We start from the raw sequence: 207 nt of genomic DNA on the forward strand, positions 1-207 counted from the left end.
ATCGTTAGCAATTGTTTCGTTATCTGTTCCGTTACATTCTATAGTTTCATCTATTACAGTACAAGACGTTAAGTCAGGACCGATAGAATCTTCAAGCGTAAGCGTTGCAGTAAGTATGGTTTCATTACCACAATCATCAGCTACGGTATACGTAACTAGAATAGTACCACCAGCTCCACAAGTAGAAGCAAGGTTCGTAAATACATA

At 38.2% G+C, this 207-nt stretch carries 1 protein-coding gene; it reads right to left on the reverse strand.

Annotation, left to right across the window (positions count from 1 at the left end; all coding sequences use genetic code 11):
* Nucleotides 1–207, reverse strand: a 207-nt coding sequence (locus ACVCXO_RS09160) for a hypothetical protein (protein WP_452229291.1), incomplete at both ends; no start/stop codon positions are given.

It is taken from the genome of Lacinutrix sp. MEBiC02404 (genome assembly GCF_053601575.1).